Origin of the sequence: Neorhizobium lilium, from assembly GCF_004053875.1 — a bacterium.
GTDB lineage: Bacteria > Pseudomonadota > Alphaproteobacteria > Rhizobiales > Rhizobiaceae > Neorhizobium > Neorhizobium lilii.
Genome location: NZ_SBIP01000002.1, coordinates 899,473 through 920,559, shown reverse-complemented (window position 1 = coordinate 920,559; position 21,087 = coordinate 899,473). Strand labels below are relative to the sequence as shown.

General features: G+C 61.3%; 20 protein-coding genes and 1 other RNA gene. 15 read left to right on the top strand and 6 right to left on the bottom strand.

The annotated features are described in order from the left end of the window. The first annotated feature begins 310 nt into the window (after positions 1-310). A complete protein-coding gene (locus tag EPK99_RS10645; RefSeq protein ID WP_128442995.1) occupies positions 311-706 on the top strand; it encodes a DUF6632 domain-containing protein in 396 nt (131 codons plus the stop codon). A 98-nt stretch (positions 707-804) separates the two neighbouring features. Here EPK99_RS10645 and gap read toward each other — a convergent pair whose 3' ends face one another. Both gap and tkt read right to left on the bottom strand, forming a co-directional pair. Next, on the bottom strand, positions 805-1,815 hold the full coding sequence (gap, locus tag EPK99_RS10640; RefSeq protein ID WP_128442994.1) for a type I glyceraldehyde-3-phosphate dehydrogenase: 1,011 nt from the start codon (positions 1,813-1,815) through the stop codon (positions 805-807). Positions 1,816-1,892: 77 nt separating this feature from the next. Beyond that, positions 1,893-3,866, bottom strand: coding sequence for a transketolase (gene tkt, locus EPK99_RS10635; RefSeq protein ID WP_128442993.1), 1,974 nt, complete (start codon positions 3,864-3,866; stop codon positions 1,893-1,895). Between the two features lie 337 nt (positions 3,867-4,203). Here tkt and EPK99_RS10630 point away from each other — a divergent pair, with 337 nt between their 5' ends. The 11 genes from EPK99_RS10630 to EPK99_RS10580 all read left to right on the top strand — a co-directional run bounded on the left by EPK99_RS10630 (position 4,204) and on the right by EPK99_RS10580 (position 14,013). Then, positions 4,204-4,476, top strand: coding sequence for a DUF4164 domain-containing protein (locus EPK99_RS10630; protein ID WP_128442992.1), 273 nt, complete (start codon positions 4,204-4,206; stop codon positions 4,474-4,476). Positions 4,477-4,487: 11 nt separating this feature from the next. Then, the gene (locus tag EPK99_RS10625) at positions 4,488-4,865 is read left to right on the top strand and encodes a cell division protein ZapA (RefSeq protein ID WP_128442991.1); all 378 of its coding nucleotides are present in this window, start codon (positions 4,488-4,490) and stop codon (positions 4,863-4,865) included. Positions 4,866-4,916: 51 nt separating this feature from the next. Then, positions 4,917-5,075, top strand: a non-coding RNA gene (gene ssrS, locus EPK99_RS10620) — 6S RNA. A 132-nt stretch (positions 5,076-5,207) separates the two neighbouring features. Beyond that, the gene (locus EPK99_RS10615; RefSeq protein WP_128442990.1) at positions 5,208-7,013 is read left to right on the top strand and encodes a sensor domain-containing diguanylate cyclase; all 1,806 of its coding nucleotides are present in this window, start codon (positions 5,208-5,210) and stop codon (positions 7,011-7,013) included. 103 nt (positions 7,014-7,116) lie between these two features. Then, positions 7,117-8,616, top strand: coding sequence for a sensor histidine kinase (locus EPK99_RS10610; protein WP_128442989.1), 1,500 nt, complete (start codon positions 7,117-7,119; stop codon positions 8,614-8,616). Beyond that, a complete protein-coding gene (locus EPK99_RS10605; RefSeq protein WP_128442988.1) occupies positions 8,613-9,056 on the top strand; it encodes a response regulator in 444 nt (147 codons plus the stop codon). The genes EPK99_RS10610 and EPK99_RS10605 overlap by 4 nt, the downstream gene beginning before the upstream one ends. Positions 9,057-9,064: 8 nt before the next feature. Next, entirely contained in the window at positions 9,065-10,096 is a 1,032-nt protein-coding gene (locus tag EPK99_RS10600; protein ID WP_128442987.1) for a sensor histidine kinase, read from the top strand. A 225-nt stretch (positions 10,097-10,321) separates the two neighbouring features. After that, on the top strand, positions 10,322-11,605 hold the full coding sequence (locus tag EPK99_RS10595; protein WP_128442986.1) for a hemolysin family protein: 1,284 nt from the start codon (positions 10,322-10,324) through the stop codon (positions 11,603-11,605). 2 nt (positions 11,606-11,607) lie between these two features. Then, positions 11,608-12,198: a 5-formyltetrahydrofolate cyclo-ligase gene (locus EPK99_RS10590; protein ID WP_128443397.1), complete on the top strand. Its 591-nt coding sequence runs from the start codon at positions 11,608-11,610 to the stop codon at positions 12,196-12,198. Between the two features lie 11 nt (positions 12,199-12,209). After that, entirely contained in the window at positions 12,210-13,034 is an 825-nt protein-coding gene (locus tag EPK99_RS10585; RefSeq protein ID WP_128442985.1) for a TIGR00282 family metallophosphoesterase, read from the top strand. 118 nt (positions 13,035-13,152) lie between these two features. Next, the gene (locus EPK99_RS10580) at positions 13,153-14,013 is read left to right on the top strand and encodes an MBL fold metallo-hydrolase (protein ID WP_128442984.1); all 861 of its coding nucleotides are present in this window, start codon (positions 13,153-13,155) and stop codon (positions 14,011-14,013) included. Between the two features lie 21 nt (positions 14,014-14,034). On the opposite strand, the gene EPK99_RS10575 is transcribed toward EPK99_RS10580, so the two are convergent. Further along, positions 14,035-14,547 carry a pyridoxamine 5'-phosphate oxidase family protein gene (locus EPK99_RS10575; protein ID WP_128442983.1) on the bottom strand — a complete coding sequence of 171 codons (513 nt, stop codon included), beginning with the start codon at positions 14,545-14,547 and terminating at the stop codon, positions 14,035-14,037. A 174-nt stretch (positions 14,548-14,721) separates the two neighbouring features. On the opposite strand from EPK99_RS10575, the gene EPK99_RS10570 reads away from it, so the two are divergent. Next, positions 14,722-15,468 (top strand): YebC/PmpR family DNA-binding transcriptional regulator, encoded by a 747-nt coding sequence (locus EPK99_RS10570; protein ID WP_128442982.1) that lies wholly within the window; start codon positions 14,722-14,724, stop codon positions 15,466-15,468. 64 nt (positions 15,469-15,532) lie between these two features. On the opposite strand, the gene EPK99_RS10565 is transcribed toward EPK99_RS10570, so the two are convergent. From EPK99_RS10565 to EPK99_RS10555, 3 genes are all read right to left on the bottom strand, one after another. Further along, entirely contained in the window at positions 15,533-17,068 is a 1,536-nt protein-coding gene (locus EPK99_RS10565) for an inorganic phosphate transporter (RefSeq protein ID WP_245582414.1), read from the bottom strand. A gap of 154 nt (positions 17,069-17,222) precedes the next feature. Next, a complete protein-coding gene (locus tag EPK99_RS10560; protein WP_128442980.1) occupies positions 17,223-18,230 on the bottom strand; it encodes an LLM class flavin-dependent oxidoreductase in 1,008 nt (335 codons plus the stop codon). Positions 18,231-18,348: 118 nt separating this feature from the next. Next, a complete protein-coding gene (locus tag EPK99_RS10555; protein WP_128442979.1) occupies positions 18,349-19,662 on the bottom strand; it encodes a methyl-accepting chemotaxis protein in 1,314 nt (437 codons plus the stop codon). Positions 19,663-19,836: 174 nt separating this feature from the next. On the opposite strand from EPK99_RS10555, the gene ruvC reads away from it, so the two are divergent. Both ruvC and ruvA read left to right on the top strand, forming a co-directional pair. Beyond that, a complete protein-coding gene (ruvC, locus tag EPK99_RS10550) occupies positions 19,837-20,346 on the top strand; it encodes a crossover junction endodeoxyribonuclease RuvC (protein ID WP_128442978.1) in 510 nt (169 codons plus the stop codon). 91 nt (positions 20,347-20,437) lie between these two features. Beyond that, a complete protein-coding gene (ruvA, locus tag EPK99_RS10545) occupies positions 20,438-21,055 on the top strand; it encodes a Holliday junction branch migration protein RuvA (protein WP_128442977.1) in 618 nt (205 codons plus the stop codon). Positions 21,056-21,087: the final 32 nt, after the last annotated feature.

The window sequence follows — 21,087 nt, the reverse complement described above, 5'->3', positions numbered from 1 at the left end:
GTTCCGTCCTTCCCTCGCAGCGCCGCCGTCGCATGATCCCCGTTCGCAGGCCCCGCGGATCATCAGGACCTGTGCCGTGTGCCGCAATGCGGCCTATGCAGAATGGGACAGGCCGGAGCCCGAAGAATCGATTTGACGTTGTCGATTAGGCGGCAAGAATTCCGGCAAGAGAAGGGCGGGGGTCAAAAAAACACGCGGCCGGCGCATGCTTGTCCCAAGTTCTGACAAGCGCTATCATGGCGCAGTGGGCGCAGGGCGCCAGATCGAACATGCCATGGAGAATTGAGACGCCATAGATCTGGAGGGCGAAATGGATGTGGGTTATGGTGCATATCTTCGACATGCGTTGATCGCAGTCGGCTTGATCATGATTTTCGCAATTTACCCCCTGACCATCCTGTGGCCATCCGGCTGGGGATGGGGGCACGGAAGCTCCCATTACATCTACATGATCGTCGGCATCTACGTGACGCTCGGTGCGTTCCTGCTGCTGGCGTCGCGCAATCCGGCAGAGCATGGAAGCCTGATCTGGTTTACGGTCTGGTCCAGCCTTGTCCATGCCGTCATCATGACGGTTCAGGCGATTGAAGACCCGATGGAACGGGGTCACCTGGCCGGGGACGTTCCCGCACTCTACCTCATTGCTATTCTGCTTGCCGTCCTGATGAAACGGCGCAATGCCAGCGTAGTGTCCCCTGCGGTATAAAACATCCCTTCAAAATAAAACCCTCTCCTTTGCGGGGAGAGGGTTCAAGGATAAGCGCCAGCGGCCCGAAGGGTTTACGCTTTGCGTTCTGGATCAGCTCAGATCAGCTTGGCAAGCGCCACGGCCGTGTCCGACATGCGGTTGGAGAAGCCCCATTCATTGTCGTACCAGGAGAGGATGCGCACGAAATTGCCTTCCAGCACCTTGGTCTGGTCGATCGCGAAGATCGAGGAATGGCTGTCGTGGTTGAAGTCGCGGCTGACGAGCGGTTCTTCGGTATAGCCGAGAATGCCCTTGAGCTTGCCGTTGGAGGCGGCCTTGATGGCTTCGTTGACTTCCTCGACCGAGGTCGTCTTCTTGGCGACGAACTTGAAGTCGACAACGGAGACGTTCGGGGTCGGAACGCGGATCGAGGTGCCGTCCAGCTTGCCCTTCAGTTCCGGGAGAACCAGACCGACGGCCTTTGCAGCGCCGGTCGAGGTCGGGATCATCGAGAGCGCAGCCGCGCGGGCGCGGTACAGATCCTTGTGCATGGTATCGAGCGTCGGTTGGTCGCCCGTATAGGAGTGAATGGTGGTCATGAAGCCGTGATCGATGCCGATCGCGTCATTCAGGACCTTTACGACCGGCACCAGGCAGTTGGTCGTGCAGGATGCGTTGGAGATGACCAGGTGGTCCTTGGTCAATTGGTCGTGGTTGACGCCGAAGACGACGGTCAGGTCGGCACCATCGGCCGGAGCCGAAACGATAACGCGCTTGGCGCCGGCCGTCAGATGGGCGGCGGCCTTGTCGCGGGCGGTGAAGATCCCGGTGCATTCCAGCGCAATATCGACGCCCATTTCGCCATGCGGCAGAGCTGCCGGGTCGCGGACCGCGGTCACCTTGATCGGCTTGCCGCCGCCCACGATGATCGTGTCGCCGCTGACTTCGACGCTCGCCGGGAACTTGCCGTGGATCGAGTCGTAGCGCAGCAGGTGGGCATTGGTCTCGACCGGGCCGAGATCGTTGATGGCGACCACTTCGATATCGGTGCGGCCGGATTCGACGATGGCACGAAGGACGTTACGGCCAATGCGGCCGAAACCGTTGATGGCAACCTTGACTGTCATGTGCATTCACTCCCTGGAATGGATCTGTCTTTTGGAAGTGGAGGCGCCCCGGTCGTTGAACCGCAGGCGCCGTCCGATCAGAGCTTGGCTTCGGCGGCGACGACGACCGCATCGGCGGTAATGCCGAAATGCTTGAAGACGTCCTTGGCCGGGCCGGAAGCGCCGAAGCTCTTCATGCCGACAAACGTGCCTTCAGGGCCGATGAATGCGTCCCAGCCTTCGCGAACCCCTGCTTCGACGGCGATCTTCACCGGCGAATTGCCAAGCACGTCCTGGCGATAGGCATCCGGCTGCTCGAAGAAGAGTTCCGTCGAGGGAACCGAAACGACGCGAACACTGACGCCCTTTTCTTCCAACGTCTTGCGGGCGGCAACCGCCAGCTCGACTTCGGAACCCGAAGCGAAGATCGTCACCTTGGCGTCGGCATTGCCGGCCAGCGTATAGGCGCCCTGTTCGCACAGGTTCGTCTCGCTGTATTCGGTGCGAACCGGCGTCAGGTTCTGGCGGGTCAATGCCAGGCCGGTCGGGCGGTTCTTGGTCTTCAGCGCGATCTGCCAGCATTCGGCCGTCTCGGTGACGTCCGCCGGGCGGAACATCATCAGGTTCGGAACGGAGCGCAGGCTCGCCATCTGTTCGACCGGCTGGTGGGTCGGGCCGTCTTCGCCAACGCCGATCGAATCATGGGTCAGCACGTGGATGACGCGGATGCCCATCAGCGAGGCGAGGCGGATCGGCGGGCGGCAGTAATCGGAGAAGATCATGAAGCCGCCGCCATAGGGGATAAGGCCCCCGTGCAGCGCGATGCCGTTCATGGCCGACGCCATGCCGTGTTCGCGAATGCCCCAGTGCATGTAGCGGCCGGAGAAGTCGCTCGGGGTGATCGACACCATCTGGCTGGTCTTGGTGTTGTTCGACGGCGTCAGGTCGGCGGAGCCGCCGAGCGTCTCGGGCAGGAAGCCGTTGATAACTTCCAGCGCGTCTTCGGATGCCTTGCGGGTCGCGATGACCGGCTTGGTATCGATGATCTTGCGCTTGTAGTCGGCAATGGCCGCATCGAAGCCTTCCGGCAGGTCGCCGGCAAAGCGGCGGGCGAATTCCGCCTTGGCAGCAGACGCTTCGAAACGGCCTTCCCAGGCCTTGACGGCTTCGGCCGAGCGGGTGCCGGCGGCGCGCCAGTCGGACAGCACGTCGTTGGGGATGACGAAGCGCTCGTATTCCCAGTTCAGCGCCTTGCGCGTGGCAGCGATCTCATCGGGACCGAGCGGCGAACCGTGAACCTTGTGGCTGCCGGCCTTGTTCGGCGAACCGAAGCCGATCACCGTCTTGCAGGCGATGAAGGTCGGGCGGTCGGACTTGTGAGCTTCCTCGATCGCGGCTGCGATGGCGGCCTGGTCATGGCCATCGACTTCGATCGTGTTCCAGTGAACGGCCTTGAAGCGCATGATCTGGTCGGTCGAATCCGACAGCGAAACGGCGCCGTCGATGGTGATCGAGTTGTTGTCCCAGAACATGATCAGCTTGTTGAGCTTCAGATGTCCGGCAAGCGCGATCGCCTCATGGCTGATGCCTTCCATCAGGCAACCGTCGCCGTGGATCACGTATGTATAGTGATCCTGCAGGTCGGCGCCGAATTCCTCGCGCAGCTTGCGCTCGGCAATCGCCATGCCGACACCATTGGCAATGCCCTGGCCGAGCGGACCCGTGGTCGTCTCGATGCCTGTGGCATGGCCGTATTCCGGATGGCCGGCGGTCTTGGAGCCGAGCTGGCGGAACTGCCTGATGTCGTCGATCGTCATGTCCGGATAGCCGGTCAGATACAGGACCGAGTAGAGCAGCATGGAACCGTGGCCGGCCGACAGCACGAAGCGGTCGCGATCTGGCCAATGGGGCTTGGTCGGGTCGAATTTGAGGTATTTGCTGAAAAGCACCGTCGCCACGTCGGCCATGCCCATCGGCATGCCTGGGTGGCCGGAATTCGCCTTTTCGACAGCATCCATGGCGAGGAAGCGGATCGCATTTGCCATCCGGTCGTGTTGTTCGCGAGAAATCATGGCTAATCCGCTTTTTTTGGATCGGGGTCAGGGTCCCGGGAGGGACCTACGGGAAGCGGCTGATCCTTAACAGGTGCAACGCTCAAGTCAACAAAAGCACGGATATGATGGCGGTTTAATGAGGAGGACGAACGGTCGCATGTTTTTGTTGGTCGGCGCCTCGAATGGGGCAAAGATGCCGAATATAAGCTGCCTCAGGCGCGATCCACAGTTAGCTTCGGCCCCGGAGACCGGCGTTTGTTGACCGGGTCGAAGCCGGCGAATAGTCTCCGATGCGTGTTGGCCGGGCGGTTTCATCGATTCGCAAAGCGCCTGCAGCATCGACAGGAAAAGGCGAATGCCCTCAGAAAAGACCTTGGATGTGGCGCTCTTGGAGCTCCGGGCGGCAATGGGCGGCCTCGAGAGCGCGGTCGATGCGCGCATCGAGCGGCAGCGGGAAAACAGCGAGGCCGAGGGCGAGGTGAGGCGGGTTCATGCCGATCGCGCCCGCCTGGCGCAGGAGCTCGACCAGTCTCAGTTCCGCGCCAACCGGCTCGAAGAGGTCAATCGCGAAGTCTCCCGGCGGCTGGTCACGGCGATGGAAACGATCCGCGCCGTGCTGGACCGGTAAGGATCAGGAATATGGCACAGGTCACGGTCACCATCGACGGCAAGGCGTATCGCATGGCCTGCGAGGAGGGGCAGGAGGGGCATCTTTCCGAGCTCGCCGAGCGCTTCGACCGCTATGTCGGTCACCTGAAAAGCCAGTTCGGCGAGATCGGCGATCTGAGGATCACGGTCATGGCCGGCATCATGATCATGGACGAATTGTCCGAGCTCTCCCGCAAGGTCGCGAGCCTCGAGGGGGAGCTAGACGCGCTCAGATCGAACCGGCTGGGCGCCGCCGAGAGCCAACAGGTGCGTGAACACGAGATGGTTCAAGCGGTTTCGGAGCTTACTGCCCGGCTGGAAGGGCTGACGGCCAAGCTGAACGGCCGCACACTTCCCACAGTCAATTAAATCGCATCGCCTGCCACTGGCGCGGCGAAGCATTCCCCCTTATATTGCTATTGCGATCTGCGCCTCTCGACAGGAACAACAATCCCTGGGGCCATACTCGATCCAAAGGGAGCTGTCCCTGGCTAGGCCCGTGGGCCTGGACACACGGCGCCCACCTACGTTTGTAGGCACCCAGGATCGTAAAAATCCACCGGTTGCCGCGGATCGCACCCTCCGTTCCTTCGTCATGACGAATTCATTTACCCTACCGCGTGCATGACTGCATTCGCGTGGCGCCGGCGGCCTATGTTAACGTCATTTTCAACCGCCCCCCGCAGGTTTTAATAGATCCTGGCTGTAACCATGCGCATAAACGAGATCACCAACTGGGCTTATGGGATCACCGTCGTCCTGACGGTTCTTTCGGGCGGCGCCTTCATCATGTCGTCCCGCAGTGCCGCGCAGGAGAGGGCGGCCATCGAGGAGCGCCAGGCTTTTGACGAGCTTGCAGACGCGCTGGAACTGGGCGCCGAAATGCGATCGGACGCTGCCCGCTCCTATGTGATGACCGGCGAGCAGCGCCATCTGCAGGCTTTTCGCGGCGACGAAAGCGAGGAGCATCGGCTGGAAAAGGAAGCGGATGCCATTCGCTCGCGAGGTGCCGCCGAATTGGAGATCGCCGCGCTCGCCGATATCGAGCGGGATGCGGATGCCCTCGACAAGCTGGAGGAGGATGCGGTTGCGCTTCCAGGCGGCAGTCGCACGGACGCATCCGGGGTTCTCTTCGGCGCGGAGCACGAGCGGTTGGAGACGGCTCTTGCCGAAAGCGTAAACCAGTTCCGCCAACTGGTCAGCGTACGGACGGCGAGTGCCGTCCGGGATGCTCAGGCGCGCAGCGATCAATGGAGCCTTGTGGCCAAGATCATGCTGGGCGTCACCGCCGCGCTGTTCCTCGGCGTACTCTACTTCATCCTCAGGCGGCGGGTCGCCATGCCGTTGATGCGCATGAGCGGCATCGTGACGCGGCTGGCGCGCCAGGATTATGCGGTGGAAGTGCCGCATGATGCCCGCCGTGACGAGATCGGAGACATGCACCAGGCCATCCATGTGTTCCGGGACAATGCTTTGGAACGCGACAGACTGGATGCCGAACGGCGCGCCGAGCAGCATACCAAAGACCTGATCCTGCAGATGATGCACCGGCTGCAGGCCTGCCTGACGCAGCCGGAGCTTGCAGAGGTCGTCTCTCTGTTTGCTCCGCAGATCTTTCCAAAGCTCGCAGGCCGGTTCTTTGTCCTCAACGACAGCCGTACGCTGCTGACGCCCGTCGGCGCCTGGCTCGATCCACAGCAACCGAACGTTTCCTTTTCCTCTAGCGCCTGCTGGGGCGTGCGGCGCGGGCGACCGCATTTGAGCAACCACCATCAGGACGACGTGCCCTGTCCGCATCTGGATGGCGCACTCTCGACATGCCTTTGCGTGCCCTTGACAGCGCAGGGCGACGCCATCGGGCTGCTGTGCTTCGAAGAGGGCGGCGATACCCGATCCGCCGTCGAGGGTTCTCGCCTTTATCTCGAACTGATTGCCGAGAATATCGGCCTTGCGGTCGCCAATCTGCAGCTGCGCGACCGGCTGATGAACCTTGCCGTGCGCGACGCCCTGACGGGGCTTCTCAACCGGCGCTGTCTGGACGAGGCGCTGGCGCGGGCGGAACGGGACGATTCCGGCAAGCCGCTCTCCTGCCTGATGATGGACATCGACCTCTTCAAGCGCTTCAACGACGAATTCGGGCATGACGCCGGCGACAAGGTCATGCAATACGTGGCGCAGATCATGCTGGACGTGGTGAAAGAGACGGGCAACTGCTACCGCTTCGGCGGAGAAGAGTTCACTGTGCTCCTGCCTGGGTGTGGCGGACCGGATGCTTTCGAAGTCGCGGAACGGCTGCGTGAAAAGATTGCGACGGCGCCGCTTTCCCATGGCGGACGGATCCTCGGCATGGTGTCCGTATCGATCGGCGTGGCAGAAGCCGGTTCCAGCCAGGCGGTAGCCAACCTCCTGACGCGTGCGGACTCGGCGCTTCTGGGCGCAAAGGCGAGCGGCCGGAACCGGAGCATGCTTGCCGGCAGCACTGGAAGGACGGAGCAAAACGCCCACCCATCCGCTTGATCCAACGGTCATTCTTTCCGTGCAGGACCATTTTCCAGCTCAACCTTGACAAGCGGCGCGTGGCTGCCGACTAGTGGCCGTCCTTCAATTCGGCTGCTCCTTCATGCCCTTTTCCCAAACCACATTCGCGCGCTCCTCCCTGCTGATGCTTCTGGTGGGCGCGGCGATCCTGCTCGGCATCGTCCTGTCCTCCTTCTTTCTGGCGCAGGCGACGCGGGTCTATTTCGATGACGTGACACGGCTGCGTGCCGTCCGCTCGGCTTCCGCGGATCTTCTTCTGCTGCTGCAAGCCGCCGAGACGGGACAGCGCGGTTATCTCCTCGTCCACAACAGCACGTTCCTTGAGCCCTACAGCAAGGCATTGAACGCGCTGCCGGCGCAGCTCGACAAGTTCGAGCGTGCCGCCTCCAGCCAGTCTGCGGTTGCTGTGCCGGTCGATGACATCCGGCGGCTGATCTCACAGAAGGTTGCCGAGATGCAATCAACCCTGAACCTTGCCGGTAACGGCGATGTCGAGGGTGCTGTGGCAATCGTCAGGAACCAGTCTGGCCTGGAAATGATGACGAATCTCCAGTCCATCCTGGCGGAGGTCATGTCCCAGCTGGACTCCCATCTGGTGTCCGGGATCGAGGACTTGCGCGACTCTGCCGGATCGCTGCAGTGGTTCACCATCGGCGGAGGCGTGCTGATCATCCTGGTCGTGGCCGGCGCGATCCTGGTGGTCGGGCAGCATGTTCGCGAGCTGTCGCGAGCTCGCCGCGAAGTGGAGGATCTGAATGCGGGGCTGGAGGAGCGCGTCAACGAGCGCACCGAGGATCTGATCCAGGCCAATCGCGAGATCCAGCGCTACGCCTATATCGTCTCGCACGATCTGCGCGCGCCGCTCGTCAACATCATGGGCTTTACCAGCGAGCTCGATACGACGCTGAAGGCAGTCAGCAAATATGTGCTCGCTGACGGCGCCGAGCTGAGCGAGAGCGATGTGCGCGATGCGCGGTTGGCTGTCGAAGAGGACCTGCCGGAAGCGATCGGCTTCATCCGGTCCTCGACCAAGAAAATGGACGGGCTGATCAACGCCATCCTGAAAATTTCCCGCGACGGACGCCGCGAGCTGAAGCCGGAACGCATCGATTTGCGGGATCTTCTCGACACGACTGCCGCCACCATCTACCATCAGGTTCACGAAGCCGGCGGCGATGTGAAGATTTCGGTGGATGCGGCGCGCAGCCTGATTACCGATCGCTTCTCCATGGAGCAGATCTTCGGCAATCTCTTCGACAATGCGGTCAAGTATAAGCATCCGGACCGGCCGCTGCTGCTGACCGTCAAGGCAGCGCCTGCGGGGCGAGGCTCCATGCGCATCGAAGTATCCGACAATGGACGAGGCATTGCGCCGCAAGATCACGAACGGGTCTTCGAGCTTTTCCGCCGCTCGGGGGTCCAGGACAAGCAGGGGGAAGGTATCGGCCTCGCCCATGTGCGATCATTAGTCAGAAATTTAGGCGGCGAGATTACGGTGAAATCCACATTGGGAAGCGGGACCACGTTCATCGTCCGCCTGCCCACGGATCTATCCCAATATGTCAGGAGTAACGGGTCATGAAAGCTGCCGGTAAAGAAGTCACCATCGTCATGGTCGAGGATGATGAAGGCCATGCTCGTCTGATCGAGAAGAACGTGCGCCGCGCCGGGGTGAACAACGAGATCGTTCCCTTTACCAATGGCAACGAAGCGCTCGATTTCATCCTCGGTTCCGACCGCTCAGGTTCCGTCAACAGTGACCGCTATCTGTTGATCCTTCTCGATCTCAACCTTCCCGATATGTCGGGTATTGACATCCTCGAGAAGGTGAAGTCCAACGCTCACTCGAAGCGCCTGCCTGTCGTGATCCTGACCACTACGGACGACGAACGGGAGATCCAGCGCTGCTACGACCTCGGCGCCAACGTCTATATTACGAAACCAGTGGACTATGACAGCTTTGCCCACGCGATCAGACAGCTTGGCCTGTTCTTTTCCGTGATGCAGATACCGGGACAATAACGCCATAAATGCCGCAGACGATCCTCTATGTCGATGACGACTTTGCTCTGGCCCGTCTCGCCACACGCCATCTTGGCCGTGCCGGCTACGAGGTCGTGCATGCGCCTGACGGCAAGACAGCGATGGAGGCAATCGACCGAGGCGGCATCGATGCGGTGGTCCTCGACCATTATCTGAAGGCCGAAACCGGGCTGGACATCCTGCGCCGGCTGAAGGACCAGGAGATCTCGATACCGGTCATCTACGTGACCGGGTCGAGCGACGCCACGATCGCAATCGATGCCTTGAAGAACGGCGCTGCCGACTACGTCATCAAGACGGTCGGCGACGAATTCTGGCCGCTCATGGAAAGCGCGATCGCGCAAGGGATTGCGACGGCCGAGCTGCGGCGAGCCAAGGAAAAGGCCGAACAGGAAATCCGCCTCGGCAAGGAACGGGCGGAAGTGCTGCTGGCCGAGGTCAATCACCGCGTGGCCAACAGCCTGGCATTGGTGGCAGCCCTGATCCGGCTGCAGGTCTCCAGCAGCAAGAACGATGACGTGAAGGCAGCGCTGGCCGAAACGCAGGCGCGCATTACGGCCATCGCCGGCATGCACCGGAGCCTCTATACCTCCGACGACGTGCGGCAGGTCGAGATGGACAAATATCTCGGCACGCTGGTGCGCGAGGTGCAAGGCACGGTCAACGACCAGCAGGGTCCATCCATCAAGCTCGATGCCGACGCCATGTCGCTCGCCTCGGACCGGGCCGTATCGGTCGGGATGATCGTCACCGAGCTTTTGACCAATGCCCTCAAATATGCCTATCCGGCCGGCTCCGAAGGGGAGGTGCGCGTGCATCTTCGGCGACAGGACGACGGCAAGGCGCTGCTGTCGGTGGAAGACGACGGAGTAGGCTGGCGGGAAGGGGACGTGCCCAAGGGCACGGGACTGGGCAGCCGGATCGTCAAGTCCATGGCCTCGACGCTCGGCTCCGCTATTCATTACGTTCCCATGTCATCCGGAACGCGCGCCGAGCTCGTTCTCGACCTGCAGGCGTGAATAAGCACGGGCCATCTTGTTCCCGCCATTGCATTGCATCGCCGCCGACCCTATGATTTCTCGATGCGAGTGAAGATGCGCGGTTTCGGGAGAACGATCTTGCTTCCAGACAGTTCATCCAAGCTGCGCTGGCCCGCTGCGGTGTAAAAGCTGTTCGGTTGCCAGTCCGCTTAGCGGAGCATCCGGTATCGCGCGCACGATCATGTCACAGCCAAAGAGCCTCTTTTGTTAACCGAAATTCTCATCGTCATTGCGCTCACTGTTCTCAACGGTGTCCTGTCAATGTCGGAACTCGCGGTCGTGTCCTCGCGACCGATGCGCCTTAAGGTCATGGCCGAACAGGGCAATACGGGCGCTGCCACAGCGCTTAAGCTTGCGGAAGATCCCGGCCGCTTCCTGTCTTCCGTGCAGATCGGCATCACGCTGGTCGGCGTACTTTCCGGTGCCTTCTCGGGCGCCACGCTCGGCGCCCGGCTGACCGGGTGGCTGGAGGCGCAGGGGATGGCCGGTAACATGGCTGACTGGCTCGGTGTCGGCACGGTGGTCGTCTTCATCACCTATCTGTCGCTGATCATCGGCGAACTCGTGCCGAAACAGATCGCGCTTCGCGCGCCGGAAACCATGGCTGCCCGCGTGGCGCCGGCCATGAAGCTGATTGCGACCGTTGGCGGGCCGATCGTCTGGCTGCTCGATGTGTCCGGCCGCATCGTGCTGAGCCTGCTCGGGCAGAGGGGCGAGACCGGCGACAAGGTTACCGACGAGGAGATCCGCACCGTTCTTGCCGAGGCGCATAGCGCCGGCGTGATCGAAACGGAAGAATCGGCGATGATTTCCGGCGTGATGCGCCTTGCCGACCGCACGGCGCGTGGTTTGATGACGCCACGCCGCGACGTGGAAGTGCTCGACACGGAAGACGATCCGGAGGAACTGCGGGCCCAGCTGCGCGCGACCTCGCGCTCCAGGCTGCCGGTGCGCCGGGGCAGTTCGGACGAGGTCCTGGGCGTCCTGTTCGTGAAGGACGCCTATGACTTCATGGCCGGCGGCAGGCTCATCGACATCACCACGATCATGCGCGAGGCGCCCGTGGTGTCCGACCTGACCGGCGCACTGGATGTGATCCAGTCCTTGCGAAAGGCATCGGCGCATATGGTGCTCGTGTTCGACGAATACGGCCATTTCGAAGGCATCATCACCTCCGGCGACATCCTGGAAGCCATTACCGGCGTCTTTCAGGAGGACGAACAGGAGGAGCCCGCCATGGTGGCGCGCGAGGACGGGTCCTTCCTCGTAGCCGGCTGGATGCCGGTGGACGAGTTCGCCGACCAGATGGGCTTTTCGGTCGGTGACGATCCCGGCTACGAGACGGTTGCCGGCTTCGTGCTGGACGAGATGAAGCATCTGCCGGAACTCGGCGAGAGCTTTACCAAGAACGGCTGGATCTTCGAGGTGATCGATCTCGACGGCCGGCGCATCGACAAGCTGCTCATCCGGCGGGCGCCGGATAAATGACGATGACGATCGCCGAGCAGAAGACGGCGCTTCGAAAGGAGCGGCTTGCCGTCCGCGATGCGTTGCCTCCTGTCGAGCGTATCGAAAAGAGCCTTTCCATCGCGTCCCACGGCCTCGATGCGCTCAGCTTCCAAACCGGCACGGTGATCTCAGGCTTTCTGCCCATCCGCTCCGAGGTGGATCTGCGCCCGCTGATGGCGCAACTGCGGGACATGGGCGCACGGCTCTGCGTGCCGGTTATCCTCGACAAGCAGACGATTGTCTTCCGGGAGCTCGTGCGCGGCGCGGAACTGGTGCCCGGCACTTTCGACACGTTCGGGCCGGGACCAGATGCGGCGGAACTTGATCCGCAGATCATGCTGGTTCCGCTTTCGGTGTTCGATGCCCGCGGCGACCGCATCGGCTATGGCGGCGGCTATTACGACCGCGCCATCGACCGTCTGCACCAAAAAGGTTTGCGGCCGGCGCTGATCGGCATTGCCTTTGACTGCCAGGAAGTGGCATCAGTCCCCGATGAACCTCACGATGTCAGGTTGGATGCCGTGCTGACTGAGAGCGGCTATCGACGCTTCGGTGGCAAGCCAAGCCTGTAGATTGGATAAGAATGCGCCTCTTGTTTCTGGGTGACATGGTCGGCAAGACCGGCCGCACGGCGGTCTGGGAAAAGCTGCCCGGCCTTGTCTTCGACCTCAAGCTGGATTTCGTCGTCGTCAACGGGGAAAACGCCGCCGGCGGCTTCGGGATCACCGAGGACATCTTCCTGGAGACGATCAATGCCGGGGCAGATGTGGTGACCACCGGCAACCATGTGTGGGACCAGAAGGAGGCGGTTTCCTTTGCGGGGCGCCACGAACAGTTCCTCCGGCCAGCCAATTATCCGGCCGGCACGCCCGGCCGCGGATCCGGCATCTATTATGCGCGCAACGGAGCGCGGATACTCGTTGCCAACATCATGGGCCGGGTCTTCATGCATCCGGAGCTCGATGATCCCTTCAAGAGCGCGGAAGCCATTCTTGCCGCCTGTCCTTTGAAGGAACAGGCGGACGCGATCGTCTTCGACTTCCACGCGGAAGCAACCAGCGAGAAGCAGTGCTTCGGCCACTTCGTCGATGGCCGTGCCAGCCTGGTGGTGGGCACGCATACGCATGTACCGACGGCCGATTGCCAGATTCTCAATGGCGGCACAGCCTATATGTCCGACGCCGGCATGTGCGGCGATTACGATTCGTCGCTTGGCATGGAAAAGGAAGAGCCGCTCAACCGGTTCATCTCGAAAATGCCGAAGGGGCGCTTTGAGGCGGCAAGCGGTCCGGCGACCATTTGCGGACTGGGTGTCGAGATCTCCGACAGATCCGGCCTGGCCGAGAAGATAGCGCCGCTGCGCATCGGGCCGCGGCTTGCCGAGACGATCCCGAGCTTCTGGGCTTAACACACGAGTCGCAATGACGGCTTTGTGAGAGCAGGGCCTGTCGTCCCATCTGGACGGACCCCGTGTCATGCCGCATCCTTCATCGACATGACGATCGATGGTCGGGCAGGGGGATGGCATGATTCTTCGGGCTCTCGCATTGAGTTTCGGCATGCTGGGTCTGGCGGCGGTGTCAGCGCCGGCACAGCAGACGCCGCAAGCCGGTCAGCCTCAGGTCAGCCAATGCCAGGCGATTGCCGGACGCGTCCCTTCAGCCACATATGCCAGCTTCGAACCTTCCGTCTTGTCTTCGAGACTGATGAGGACCGCGCTGAACGTCTCGCGGGACGAGGAGGTGAAGATCACCTATGTCGGCCACTCGACCTATTTCATCGAAACGCCTGGCGGCATCGGCATTGCGACCGATTATAGCGGCGCCTACCAGCCGTCCCGATTGCCGGACGTGGTGACCATGAACCGGGCGCACTCGACCCATTATACGCTGAGCCCCGATCCGGCGATTGCGCATGTGCTGCATGGCTGGAGCGACGTGCCGGGCGAGAAGGCAGAGTATCGGCTGACGGTTGGCGACGTTTATATCCGTAACGTCGTGTCGGACACCCGCGGCTGGGGCGGGCAGTTGGAAGAGAATGCCAACTCGATCTTCATCTTCGAAGTGGCCGGGCTTTGCATTGGTCATCTCGGGCATCTGCATTTCGAGCTGACGGAAGATCAATATGTGGATATCGGTCGGCTGGACGTGGTGATGGTGCCGGTGGATGGTGGGCTGACCATGGGTGCGGACAGCATGAGCCGCGTGGTACGGCGGCTACGATCATCGCTGATCCTGCCGATGCACCGTTGGGGCCCGCCGCTCGACAATTTCCTGGCGATGTTCGATGGCAAATTTGACGTTGCTTATGCGAGAAATCCGGTCATCACCGTGTCGGTGCGTTCCCTGCCGAAGAAGCCGACGATCATGGTGCCGCAGGGGCTTTGATCACCCCTGCGGCTTATGCGCTTAGTGATATTGTGGGAAGGTGAGGTGCTGCTTGACGCCGACCTCTGGCACCTTCTCGTCGCTGAGATTGGCCTTGGCGATCTCCCAGCCAAATTTGAGCGTGCTGTCTGTGGACGCCCAGATTTCGGCATCGTCGACACGCAGCGCCAGCATTGTCAGCATCGGGTCGTCCTTGCCATGTTCATACCAGGCGGCGGTGACCGCGCTCCAGTACTCGTCCATCTTGGCGCGGTCGATGCGGACTTCCAGCGTGCCCGACAGGAATGCGTGATAGTCGTGGTTCTTGCCAACGACGGAGAGGTATCCTCGGCTGCTGGTGCCGACCGCCTTCACCAGATCCGTATCCGTCCGGGTGAAGAACCAGATCGTGCTCGTCTTCGGATCTGCGTTCGGCGCCATGGGCTGGAAGTGCATGTTGTCGCCCTTGATGCCGAGCATGCCGGCATGGATCTTGCCGATCTCGTCCCAGAGCTGTTGTTCCGGGGCTTCGCGGGCTTCGGTCAAGCTTGCCATCGAGTGTCTCCTTGATTGTTTTTCTCGGTCGAAGAACGGCAGGGCACTGCCTTTGTTCCTGCCGAACAGCGGTTGCGGACCCATCGAGGAGCAATGTCGTCAAAATGCCTTGAATGGCGGGGGCTTGGAAATTATAAGGCGCCATCCCAAACACACCAAAGCGTCAGGGTTGTCATGGCCGGCCATTCACAGTTCAAAAACATCATGCACCGCAAGGGCAAGCAGGACGGCATCCGCTCGAAGATGTTTTCCAAGCTTGCGCGAGAAATCACCGTTGCTGCCAAGACGGGCTTGCCCGATCCCGCCATGAACTCCGCTTTGCGCCTGGCCGTCCAGAACGCTAAGGCACAGTCCATGCCGAAGGATAATATCGACCGCGCCATCAAGAAGGCCTCCGGTGCCGACGCGGAAAGCTACGACTCTGTCCGCTACGAAGGCTATGGCCCGGGCGGAACGGCGATCATCGTGGAAGCGCTGACAGACAACCGCAACCGCACGGCATCGAATGTCCGCTCCATCTTCACCAAGGCGGGCGGTGCACTGGGCGAAACCGGCTCGGTTTCCTTCTCCTTCGATCATGTTGGCGAAATCACCTACAAGACGAGCGTCGGCGACGCAGACAAGGTGATGGAAGCGGCGATCGAGGCCGGCGCGGACGACGTGGTGTCGGACGAAGATGGCCACACGATCGTCTGCGCGTTCGAAAGCATCGGCGAAGTGTCGAAGGCGCTCGAAGCGGTGCTCGGCGAGGCCGATACGGTCAAGACCGTGTGGAAGCCGCAGAACACGATAGAAGTGGACGAGGAAAGGGCGCAGTCGCTTCTGAAACTCATCGACAACCTCGAAGACGACGACGACGTGCAGACCGTCTTCTCGAACTTCGAGGTTTCGGACGAGGTCATGGCGAAGCTCTCGGCCTGAATTTTTCATGCGAAATGCCGGCGGCACGGTCATCACTGTACCGCCGGCATTCGTTTGTGAAACGTCAGAAAATCTGGCGGAGGAGCACGAACAGACCGAAGGCGAGGCCGATCGAGATCGGCAGGGTCAGCACCCAAGCCATCAGCATGTTGCGGACGGTCGACCACTGAAGCCCGGATCCGTTTGCTGCCATGGTTCCGGCCACGCCTGACGAGAGAACATGGGTTGTCGAGACCGGCAGCCCCAGATGGTCGGCAGCACCGATTGTGATCATTGCGACGACTTCGGCGGATGCGCCCTGGCCATAGGTCAGGTGGCTCTTGCCGATCTTTTCGCCCACCGTCACGACGATGCGCTTCCAACCCACCATGGTGCCGAGACCGAGCGCGATGGCGACTGCGATCTTGACCCAAAGCGGAATGTACTTGGTCGCATTGTCGACGGCCTGGTGATAGGCCTTGACCGCATCGAGATCCGCGCCTTCCATAGGCAGGAGTTTCTTCTTGTCGATCAGCTTCAGCGCTTCCCCGATCAAGTAGACATCGTTGCGGATGTTGCCGACCAGGGATGTCGGAACCGCTTCAAGCGTCGGGAATTTCGAGATCTGTTCGCTCGACGAATGAATGAACTGCTGCAGGGCCAGCGTCGTCTTGTCGTTCCACGCCTTGTTCTTGACGGCGTCGGAGACTTCGGCACGAGCATCCGTCACCGCGACGCCCGGCTTGAGGTATTTCTGCAGCACGGTCTCGACGCTTGCCGAGGCAGTCTCATACGCTTTCACATATTGCGCGTCGGGCGTGCGGTTGAGCGCAAAGGCAGTCGGGACCAGGCCGATGAGGATGAGCATGATGAGGCCCATACCCTTCTGGCCGTCGTTGGAGCCATGGGCGAAGCTGACGCCCGTGCAGGTGAAAATCAGCAGGGCACGGATCCATAGAGGCGGCGGCTTGTTGCCCTTCGGCTCCTCGTAAAGCGCCTTGTTGCGCACCAGTGTTTTCATCACCAGCAGCAGGATGGCCGAGAGGCCGAAGCCGATCAGCGGCGAGATCAGCAGCGACAGGCCGATGCTGCTTGCCTGGGACCAGTCGATACCGCTGGTGGCGGTGCCCTGCGCTGCCAGAAACTGGTTGGCCAGGCCAACGCCGATGATGGAGCCGATCAGCGTGTGCGAACTGGAAGACGGCAGGCCCAGATACCAGGTGCCGAGGTTCCAGATGATGGCGGCGATGAGCAGCGCGAAGACCATGGCGAGGCCGGCGCCGGATCCCACCTGCAGGATGAGTTCGACCGGCAGCAGCGCAACGATGCCGAAGGCAACGGCACCGGACGAGAGCAGCACGCCCAGGAAATTGAAGAAGCCGGACCAGATGACCGCCAGTTCGGCGGGCATGGAGCGTGTGTAGATCACGGTCGCAACCGCATTTGCCGTGTCATGGAATCCGTTGACGAACTCGAAGCCGAGCGCGATCAGCAGTGCCAGTCCGAGCAGGAGCCATGGCACGGAGGTAGCGACTTCCAGATCCGCCGCAAGCCCGTAACCGACATAGCCGAGGCCGACTATCAGCACGAGCGCGAAAATCGGCAGGAACCATCTGCCGATAGAGGTCCTCTGTTCGAGAGGATGATAGGAATGGCCGGGATCGCGGCCTGAAGCGGTTGCGTCTGTCACCCTGGAAGCTCCAAGTTTCACCAGTATTAACAAAAACCTAATACGAGTGAATGAAGCTCTTGTGACAGTTTAGCCCGGACACACTCTAAGCAGCCAGCTGCTGTTTCTCCATCAGCGGCAGGCTGGCAAACATCTCCACCGAGCGCAGGCGCGCATCGATGTCATGGATCGGCATCGAGATGATCAACTCGTCCGCTTCCGTCTCGCCCAGGAATTCGCTGAGCTGCGCTTCGATCGTGGACGCCGAGCCGACGGCTGAATAGCGCAGCGTGTGCTCGACGCTCATCTTTTCCATCGGCGTCCAGAAGCCTTCCATGCTGTCGAGCGGCTTGGGGAAGGGAGTGCGCACATTCTTGCGCAGGTTGACGAACTGCTGCTGCGAGGAGGTGAACAGCTTTTGCGCCTCGCTATCGGTTTCCGCCGCCACACCCATGATGCCGACCATGACATAGGGTTGATCGAGATCGGCTGAAGGCTGGAAGCGGTCACGATAAATGGAAACTGCCTCCATCAGCATATCCGGAGCGAAGTGGGACGCAAAAGCGTAAGGCAGGCCGAGCGCCGCTGCCAGATGGGCGCTGTAGATGCTCGACCCAAGCAGCCAGATCGGTACGTTGGCGTTCATACCGGGCACGGCCAGCAGCCCCTGGTCTTTTTCCGGCGCGCCGAGCAGCCGCTGCAGTTCGAGGATGTCGTGTGGGAAGCTCTCGGCACCAGCCTCCAGATTGCGGCGAAGCGCACCTGCCGTGCGCATGTCGGTGCCGGGCGCGCGGCCGAGGCCCAGATCGACGCGGCCGGGGAAGAGAGCTTGCAGCGTGCCGAACTGTTCGGCGATGACCAGTGGTGAATGGTTTGGCAGCATGACGCCGCCGGAGCCGATGCGGATTTTCTTCGTGGCGGCGCCGATATGGCCGATGACCACGGCGGTGGCGGCGCTGGCAATGCCCGGCATGCCATGGTGTTCCGCCAGCCAGACGCGTCTGTACCCTTGTTCCTCCGCCTTGATCGCCATGCGGGCGGACTGATCGAGCGCGTCGCTTACGGTGTAGCCATCGCCGATGGGCGAGAGGTCGAGAAGGGAGAAGGGGATCATAGAGGAGGTCCTGAAACGAATGGAGATATCGTTTCTGTTATTTAGGCAGTCGTTCCTGCCAATACGACCCCCGGCATTCTTCGTCTGTCAGTCTCCATCTCTCATTCCAGCGATTGGTTTATGGCGTGACCAACCGCAAATGCGGAGGTCGTATGGGCTTATCCGTCGGCTGCGGCCTGAAGACGCTGTCAGGCTGGATGATGGTGACGGGAATATATCGGCCCGCCTGCCGATCAAGCGCCATGACCCCTCGCGTCATATCGTCAGCCTTACGCGAAAGCTGTTCCACCTGCACTGCGTGGTCGCGGCTGCTCTTGGCCAATGTCATGACTGCCGAGCGCAGGGAATCAGCGTCCTGGCGCTGTTCTATGGTCGAAGTGCTAAGCTTTTCCGTCTTCTGATGCAGTGCTTCCACGTAGATCCCGATTGCGGCCATTTCTCCAGATACCCGATTGGCCTGTTGTTCGCCGGTGGCGGCAACCTGCGCGGCGCGCCTGCCGAGCACTGCCACTTGTTTGGCGGCCTCGGCGGTTTCCTCTGCCAGGCGGCGAATTTCTTCCGCCAGACCATCCATCGCCGGGGCGTTTCCTTCGCGGTGCGACGCCTGGATATTGAGGTTCATGGCTGCCATGTTTGCCTCCAGGGCCAACTGGACGATCCGGTCGGCGACCGGTGCCATTTCGGTCGTCGTTGCGGAGACCGAGCGCATGGCAGTGAGAGGAACTGAAAACACGTCCTGCGATTTGCGGAGGTCGAGCAGGGCATTGTAGCTCACCGTAGAAAGATGCCTGATTTCCTCATCGCGCTGACGGGTGCTTTCCAGGAGGCTACCTGTTTCGGCTGTGGCTTTTGCAATTGCAGCGGAATGTTCCGCGAAGCTGATCTTTGCGGCATCGACCTGCACCTGAAGTTCGGCACCGCTGCCATGGAGCGCCGACGCCGTGCTGGTCACTGCCTGCAAGGTGTCTTCAATCCGCATGACCGACTGGTTGAAGTCCGTTCGCAAGCCCTCGAACGTCTCTGGAAACTCGTCGGCCAAACGGATGGTCAGATCACCGCAGGCAAGGCGGCGTAGGGCGCCATCCAGAGTGGCCAGCACAGCCTTCATCGCCTCCGCCTCATATCTCAGCGCCTCAAGGCGCAGGTCGTCATCGGATTTGAGGGTCTCGTGGAGCGTAAGCACCAACGCCTGTTTAGGCAGGGAAGCTGGCGGGCTGGTGATACCCGGATTGTCTGGCTCCGCCGCCTGTTCTGTCGGCGGTGTTGAAATAGATAGCATCCAGCCGGTAAGCAGCAGCGATAACAGCATCGCAGTGGTGATCTGCCAGAAGGCCAGGCTGGAACACAGTAAGAGTGCTGTCGCCATCAACAGGTTTTGCGCCGCCGCGAGAGCCGCGAGCCCGAAGGACGGGAAAAGGCGTTTCTTCAACATGACCTGTCTCCTCTCGATGCCTCCAGCCCTCTCTTGAACGTCGTTCTCCGGCAGCCGTTGCACCCGGACAGGGCTTCAGGGTCATTGTGGTTAATGCGCTGTTAACGCTCAAATGTTTCTGGTTTGTTCACTTTTGCGTGGCAGTTGATGTGGATGCACGCTAAACTCACGCACATGACACAGACGATTCGCATCATCGGGATCGACCCCGGGCTTCGGCGCACGGGCTGGGGCATCATCGAGACAATCGGCAACAGCCTGCGTTTCATCGCTTCCGGGACCGTCGTCTCAGACGGCGATCTCGATCTCGCCTCCAGGCTTTGCCAGCTCCATGACGGGCTGGCCGAGGTGGTACACAGCTATCAGCCGAATGAGGCAGCGGTGGAGCAGACCTTCGTCAACAAGGATGCGGTGGCGACGCTGAAGCTTGGGCAGGCGCGCGGCGTGGTCATGCTGGTGCCGGCGCGCGCAGGGCTGCCGGTTGCGGAATATGCTCCTAATGCGGTCAAGAAGTCGGTGATCGGCGTGGGGCATGGCGAAAAGCAGCAGATCCACATGATGTTGAAGATCCTGATGCCGAAGGCGGAATTCAAGGGTAATGACGCGGCGGACGCCTTGGCTATCGCCATTTGCCATGCCCATAATCGCGGCGGACAGCGCATGCGGCAGGCTCTCGCCGGGTGACGTGTTCTTGCGATTCGTTCGGTTACTGAGCCTATTCTCCCTGCGTCGATTTGATCACACCCGACACCCACCCCATTCCAGGATCCCGGCCATGATCGGCAAGCTCAAAGGCACTATCGACGAAATCGGCGACGACTACGTGCTCGTCGATGTTCACGGCGTCTGCTACGAGGTCTTCTGCTCCTCGCGCGTGCTCGGGCGGATGGGATCGGTCGGTGAGGCCATCGTGCTGTTCATCGAGACCTATGTGCGCGAGGACCAGTTCAAGCTGTTCGGCTTCCTGACGGCGCTGGAACGGGAGTGGTTCAACCTGCTGCAAAGCGTGCAAGGCGTGGGGGCAAAGGTGGCGCTGGCGGTGCTGTCCACCCTGACGCCGTCCGAGCTTGCCAATGCCATCGCGCTGCAGGACAAGACGGCGGTGTCGCGTGCCCAAGGCGTCGGGCCTAAGGTTGCGGTGCGGATCGTGACCGAGCTCAAGAACAAGGCCCCGGCCTTTGCGGGCGAAGCTTCCGCCAATATCGGCCTCAAGCAGGAGCTTGGCGAAGGTGTCGCCGCAGCACCGGTGGCGGATGCCGTCTCGGCGCTCACCAATCTCGGCTATACCCGTGATCAGGCCGCCAATGCGGTTGCCGCAGCCCTCAAGACTGCCGGCGAAGACGCCGATAGCGCCAAGCTGATCCGCTTCGGGCTGAAGGAGTTGTCGCGGTAATTTGGCTGTGGAGTCATTTCGAGCTAGGATCG